The 2566-nt window shown below is 59.6% G+C and carries 2 protein-coding genes and 1 pseudogene; all 3 read right to left on the bottom strand.

Annotated elements, in window-relative coordinates; all coding sequences use genetic code 11:
• A pseudogene (locus tag C7G61_RS42445) lies at nucleotides 1-430 on the bottom strand (IS630 family transposase); the annotation flags it as partial.
• A gap of 307 nt (nucleotides 431-737) precedes the next feature.
• Nucleotides 738-1904 (bottom strand): IS110 family RNA-guided transposase, encoded by a 1167-nt coding sequence (locus C7G61_RS42440; RefSeq protein WP_057901023.1) that lies wholly within the window; start codon nucleotides 1902-1904, stop codon nucleotides 738-740.
• Nucleotides 1905-1935: 31 nt separating this feature from the next.
• Entirely contained in the window at nucleotides 1936-2499 is a 564-nt protein-coding gene (locus C7G61_RS42435; RefSeq protein WP_244608780.1) for an IS630 family transposase, read from the bottom strand.
• Nucleotides 2500-2566 lie beyond the last annotated feature (67 nt).

The raw sequence follows: 2566 nt of genomic DNA, 5'->3' as shown, positions 1-2566 counted from the left end.
CAATCGCGGTCTTGAGTTCGGTGACGTCGTTGAAGGTTCCTCGCCGGATGCGCTGGCGAGTGATTTCGGCGAAGAGCCGCTCGACGAGGTTGAGCCAGGAACAGGATGTCGGCCTGAAGTGCAGCGTGAAGCGTTTGTGTCGCGCCAACCAGCGCTTCACGGCCGGCGTCTTGTGGGTGGCATAGTTGTCGAGGATCAGATGCAGATTGAGATGTGCGGGCGTCTCGCGGTCGATTGTTTTCAGAAACGACAGGAACTCGTCTGCCCGATGGCGTGCCAGACATTCGCCGATGACGGTACCGGCCGCCACATCGAGCGCGGCGAAGAGTGTTGTGGTGCCGTTGCGCTTGTAATCATGGGTCATCGTGCCGGCACGGCCCTTTTTCAAGGGCAAACCCGGCTGCGTGCGGTCGAGCGCCTGGATTTGACTCACATGGGGATTTGTGGGTCAATATGTTCGGATCAGGATTCCATGGTAAATCTCCCGTCGTTGCTCCGTATCCAAGGTCTGAGCCCGTTTGCATGACCCGGCCCGTTTCCGATGCCGCTTCAAACTCACATCCGGTCGCCGCTCTTATCGGCCGCACCAATATCCCGCTTGCGTCGGGCGAGGGCTCAGGAGGGCGGGACCATTCTCTTCTTCGGCTTTTTAAGCCAGGCCAAATTTCGGTCCGCTCACCTGGATCCGCCGGAGCTGATCAGGCCCCGGAAGATTGAAAAGGGGGAAGCGTTTGTTTTCAGGCGGCCGTTATCTCGGCTCCTTCCAGCACAACCCCGGCGGTCACATATTTCCAGAAGGCGATCAGCAGCTTTCGCGCCAAGGCAACGATCAGCACTTTCCGAACTCGGCCACCATTGAGCTGTACGCGCTGATGAAACCACAGGGTCAGTATCGAACGGGGCTGATGCCTTACCCACAACCAGGCGAGCTGGATCATGGTTGTTCGCAGCCGCGGGTTTCCGGCTTTGGAGACGCCTTGTTCGTGCGCGACGGATCCGCTCCGCCAGGGCGTCGGCGCCAATCCGGCATAAGCGGCAACCTGCCGTCGGTTGGAAAAGCTTCGGAACAACCCCTCAGACCACAGGACACCGGCGAATTCCGGGCCAATCCCCTTCAAATTCTTTAACATTGCTCCTGGCGCTGGCGTGCCTTCGTCCGACGGGCTGAGCATAGCATCCCGCTCAGCCTCCACGGACTTGATCTGTTGAAGTGTGAGTTCGAGTCGATCAAGTTCGCGTCCAATCTGTGCCTTCAAATGCTCAGGTAGCGGACGACCATCACCGGTCCTGAGTTCCTCAAGCCGCTCCCGTCTTTTGCGCAATAAGGGCTCATAGTCAGAGATGCCCTGGGCGAACAGCAGCCCCTTGATCCGATTGACGTGCTCGACCCGCTCCGCTGTCAGCGTCTTTCTTTCGCGGCAGATCCGGCGGCGATCCTCCTCTTGTGGAGTCGGTGCTCGAACCATGGCACACACCCGCGGCTCGCCTCGCTTATACGCCAGCAACGCGCGCACCAGAGCTTCCCCGTCGATCTTGTCAGTCTTCGCCCGTCGACGCCGGCGCGACGTCGCGATTGAAGCGGGATCAACGACGTGGCTTTCGACCCGTTCGTCCTGCAGCAAGCGGTGGATCCAAAAGCCGTCGAGACCCGCCTCCTGAATCACGATGATTGGAACGACATGCCCCGTGCGGACCTGCACCTTGTCCTTGAGCTGAGAGAACCGCGCCCACAGTCCAGCGACATCGCCGCTGCGAACCGTATGCTTCGACATCTTTTCTCCGCCGCCCGGCGACAGCGATGTAATCAGCCAGGTCGATCGACTAAGTTCCAACGAGACGAAAATCGCGCCAAGATCGGTGCGGATAGCGGTCGGCGCTTGGGGTCGGTCAGTGACAATTTGCATGGTCGCCTCCAGAGTGGGTGGGTCAGCAACCTCACTCTGCCAGAGCGTCGGTCGCTATCCACTCCCCATGGGATCTCTTCTCATCGACGGAAAGCACCAGCGCCTTCTCCGGCGGATCGACGTAAAGGCCGACGATGTCCTCGACCTTCGCGATGAAGTCGGGATCGTTGGAGATCTTGAAGCTGCGCAGGAGATGCGGCTTGAGGCCGTGTTCGGCCCAGATGCGCTGCACGCTCGTGTGGCTGATGCCCATTTCTTCCGCCATCGACCGCACGCTCCAGTGCGTGGCATTAGCCGGACGCTCCTTCACGGTCTTCTCGACGACCTTGAGCTTCATGGCAGCGCTGAGCGACTTTCGGCCAGGCGGCTTGGAGCGGCCTTTGATCAGACCATCGACGCCGGCCTCGACAAAATAGTCCTGCCAGCGCCAGACGGTGGTCTTCGAAACCCCAACCTCACGCATAATCGCCACGACGCCATGACCGGCCGCCGTCATCAGCACGATCCTCGCTCGCTTGGCGATCTTCTGAGCCGTGTTTCCATCGGTGAGCAATTGCTCCAGTTCCCTGCGAGCCTTGCGATCAAGTACAATCAAGTCGTTTCCCATGCCGCGAGTGAATCATGTTCGCGACAAGTTGGGATTCAAATGTCAGTGACAGAAC

The organism is Bradyrhizobium algeriense, assembly GCF_003062295.1.
In the GTDB taxonomy this organism is placed as follows: Bacteria; Pseudomonadota; Alphaproteobacteria; order Rhizobiales; family Xanthobacteraceae; genus Bradyrhizobium; species Bradyrhizobium algeriense.
This window is presented reverse-complemented; position numbering and strand designations above follow the sequence as displayed.

Excerpts from the sequence above, each read along its gene's own strand:
- C7G61_RS42440 (WP_057901023.1), bottom strand. The coding sequence starts at position 1,904 with ATGCAAATTGTCACTGACCGACCCCAAGCGCCGACCGCTATCCGCACC.